The 4,096-nt window shown below is 48.2% G+C and carries 3 protein-coding genes; all 3 read right to left on the bottom strand.

Annotated features, from left to right (window positions below; translation table 11 throughout):
- Positions 1–1,164, bottom strand: a 1,164-nt coding sequence (locus B7C60_RS18425) for an AMP-binding protein (RefSeq protein ID WP_245868921.1), incomplete at its 3' end; no start/stop codon positions are given.
- An 11-nt stretch (positions 1,165–1,175) separates the two neighbouring features.
- A complete protein-coding gene (prpF, locus tag B7C60_RS08050) occupies positions 1,176–2,372 on the bottom strand; it encodes a 2-methylaconitate cis-trans isomerase PrpF (protein WP_099611204.1) in 1,197 nt (398 codons plus the stop codon).
- Between the two features lie 11 nt (positions 2,373–2,383).
- The coding region (acnA, locus tag B7C60_RS08045; protein WP_245868918.1) for an aconitate hydratase AcnA at positions 2,384–4,096 on the bottom strand (1,713 nt) is incomplete at its 5' end.

The raw sequence follows: 4,096 nt of genomic DNA, 5'->3' as shown, positions 1-4,096 counted from the left end.
GTGATCAATCACAGGTTTATCGGTATGGCTTTCAACCCATTCAAGAGTCGGAGGATCTAATCGCTCGCCAGCCATAAAAATCGTACTTAGCTGTGATAAATCGTATTGCTTAAGCAGTTCGCCATTTGGATCTTCTTTTTTGATCGCCCGAAAAGCGGTTGGCGCAGAGAATAAGGTGTCAACTTTGTATTCTTGGCACACGCGCCAGAATGCGCCTGGGTCTGGTGTTCGTACCGGTTTCCCTTCATACAAAATCGTCGTGCATCCGTGAATAAGTGGTGCATAAATAATGTAAGAATGCCCAACCACCCATCCCACATCAGAGGCCGCCCAAAAGACCCCCTCTTGAGGTTGACGATAAATCGTATGCATCGAATATTTTAAAGCAACGGCATGTCCGCCATTATCCCGCACAACACCTTTCGGTTTTCCCGTCGTTCCCGAAGTATACAGAATGTAAAGCGGGTCGGTAGCCAACACCGGCACACACGCGCTAGGAATGGCATGTTGTAGCAAACTGCTCCAATCAACATCTCGCGCATGGTTAAGATCAGCAAGGCACTCTGGCCGTTGATAAACCACGACTTTTTCAGGTTTCCAGCGACTATCCATAATGGCTTTATCCACCATAGGCTTATAGGAAATCACTTTATTGACTTCGATGCCACAAGAAGCAGTGATGATCACTTTCGGTTCGGCATCTTCAATTCGAACGGCAAGCTCATTCGGCGCAAAACCGCCAAAAACGACAGAGTGGATAGCCCCTAGCCGAGCACAAGCCAACATAGCCATGGCGGCTTGAGGAATCATCGGCATATAGATGATCACTCGATCTCCTTTGGTTACTCCTTGATCGGCTAACATGCCAGCCACACGCGCGACACTGTCACGTAATGCATTATAGCTATAACGTTGCTTTTTCCCGGTAACGGGCGAGTCATAAATTAATGCCGTGTGATCACCACGCCCTTGCTGACAATGATAATCTAATGCAAGCCAACACGTATTCATCACTCCATCCGAAAACCAACGCTCAATCCCGTTGTCATCTATTGATAAGATTGTTTTCGGAAATTTGAACCAATCAATCTGCTGAGCTTGAGCTTTCCAGAACGTTTCCGGTTGCTCCTTTGCCGATAAATATTCCTTTAAATATGCCGACATCGTGCCTCTCCTTATTCGTTCTTTAGGCTTTCAGCTGGAACTCGAACCCACCCTTCCATCAAAATACGGGCACTGCGGCTCATGACCGCTTTTTCAACCCGCCATCCTTGTTCTGAATGGCAAGCCTTCGCTCCCACTTTTAATGTGCCCGATGGATGACCAAAAACCACTTGCGTTTTTTCTCCGCCGCCTGCAGCTTGATTGACAATGGTTCCCGGTACACAAGCAGCGGCAGCAATCGCAACCGCCGCCGTTCCCATCATGGCATGATGTAATTTCCCCATCGACAAGGCACGCACCAACACATCAACCTGCTGCGGAGTGACCGTTTTACCGCTAGCGGTGAGATAGTTTTTCGGTGGAGAAACAAAGGCAATTTTGGGCGTATGTTGCCGAATCTTTGCTTCCTCTAAGTCGGTGATTAATCCCATTTTTAGTGCACCGTAAGCTCGTAACGTTTCAAATCGAGCCAATGCGTGCGGATCGTTATTAATTTCATCTTGTAACTCACAACCGCGATAGCCGATAGCGCTCGCATCAACAAAGATGGTTGGAATACCGGCATTAATCAGCGTCACTTGCAAAGGCTCAAATCCCGGTATCACTAACGTATCGCGCAAGTTCCCTGTTGGAAACATCGATCCTTCACCTTCTGCGGGATCGAGAAAATCGACTTGGATCTCTGCCGCAGGAAACGTCACGCCATCAAGTTCAAACTCGCCGACTTCTTGTACTTCACCATTAATAATAGGAACGTGAACAACGATGCTCTTTTGAATATTAACTTGCCAAATGTTGACTTCAACAACCCCATGCTCAGGAATCCGTTGTGGATCAATCAATCCGGCGTGAATGGCAAAGGGGCCAACCGCAGCAGAAAGGTTGCCGCAGTTACCACTCCAATCAACAAAAGGTTTGTCTATCGATACCTGACCAAAGAGGTAATCTACATCGTGCCCTTCTTTTTCGCTTTTGGAGACAATCACCGCTTTACTGGTACTGGACGTCGCCCCGCCCATTCCATCAATCTGTTTGCCATAGGCATCTGGGCTGCCGATGACTCTTAATAACAACTTATCGCGTGCCTCTCCGGGCACTTGTGCCGCAAGTGGGAGATCAGACAACTTAAAAAACACCCCTTTACTGGTTCCCCCTCGTAAGTAAGTGGCGGGAATTCTGAGCTGTGGCGCGATATTGACATCACTCATAACGGCACTCCTTATTGGGCCAGAAAATCTTGCGCAAAACGCTGTAAAACTCCACCGGCGTTATACACATGCACTTCATCAGCCGTGTCAAGGCGGCAGATGACCGGAACCAAGAACTGCTCACCAGTTTGACGAGTCACACGCAGCGTGAGATCTACGCCGGGTTGAATATCCCCTTCCACATCAAAAAGTTCACTCCCCTCAATGCCCAAGGTTAAACGGTTGGTTCCCTGCTTGAATTGCAAAGGTAACACACCCATGCCCACTAAATTGGTTCGATGAATTCGCTCAAAACCTTCGGCGACAATAGCTTCAACCCCCGCCAGACGAACCCCTTTGGCCGCCCAATCACGAGATGAACCTTGCCCATAATCCGCTCCTGCAATGATGATCAAAGGCTGTTTACGCTGCATATAGGTTTCAATGGCTTCCCACATTCGCATCACTTGACCTTCTGGTTCAAGGCGAGTGAGCGAACCTTGTACCACTTGTCCATTTTCCTTCACCATTTCATTTAATAGTTTTGGATTGGCAAACGTCGCCCGCTGGGCGGTTAAGTGGTCGCCACGATGGGTCGCATAAGAGTTAAAATCGTCTTCAGGAATTCCCATTTGAGTGAGATATTCCCCCGCTGCACTGGTGGCGAGAATGGCATTAGAAGGGGAAAGATGATCGGTGGTAATGTTGTCACCTAAAACGGCCAGTGGCCGCATGGCGTTGAGTGTTCGTTCTCCCGCGAGAGCGCCTTGCCAATAAGGCGGTCGACGAATGTATGTACTCATTGGCCGCCAGTCATACAGTGGACTGGTGTGATGTTCCGTGTCATCCAATTTAAACATCTGGATATACACTTGGTGAAATTGCTCGGGCTTAACGCAACTTTCCACAACCGTATCGATTTCTTCATCACTTGGCCAAATATCCTGCAAATAGATGGGGTTACCCTTGTTATCGAGACCCAATGCATCACGCTCAATATCAAACCGAATCGATCCTGCCAATGCATAAGCAACCACCAGCGGCGGTGAAGCAAGAAACGCCTGTTTCGCATAAGGATGAATACGGCCATCAAAATTGCGATTGCCTGATAACACCGCAGTAGCATAAAGATCGCGCTCGATAATTTCTTGTTGAATGTTGGGATCAAGCGCGCCACTCATACCATTGCAAGTAGTACACGCATAAGCAACAATGCCAAACCCCAGCTTTTCCAGCTCCGATAATAAATTGGCTTCTTCTAAATAAAGTTTGGCCACTTTTGAACCCGGGGCAAACGAACTTTTTACCCAAGGCTTACGCACCAGCCCCAGTTGGTTGGCTTTTTTTGCCAGAAGACCAGCGGCAACCACATTGCGAGGGTTGCTGGTATTCGTACAAGAGGTGATCGCAGCAATAATGACGGCACCGTCTGGCAGCTGACCCTCCTCTTGCGGTAAACCATGCTCAGCAATACCACGTTCGACCAACTGCGAGGTTGGTAAACGGCGATGAGGGTTAGAAGGGCCTGCCATATTACGTTCAACCAATGAAAGGTTAAATTCCAGTACTCGCTCATACTGCGCGGTTTCTAATGCATCAGCCCATAACCCTGTTTGTTTGGCATACCGCTCAACCAATGCCACTTGTTCAGGCTCTCGACCCGTTAGTTTCAAGTATTGAATCGTCTGATCATCAATGTAGAACATGCCCGCACTAGCGCCATATTCTGGTGTCATATTGGAAAT

It is taken from the genome of Vibrio fujianensis (genome assembly GCF_002749895.1).
GTDB lineage: Bacteria > Pseudomonadota > Gammaproteobacteria > Enterobacterales > Vibrionaceae > Vibrio > Vibrio fujianensis.
The sequence above is the reverse complement of the archived record's forward strand: the minus strand, read 5'-3'. Positions and strand labels throughout refer to the sequence as shown.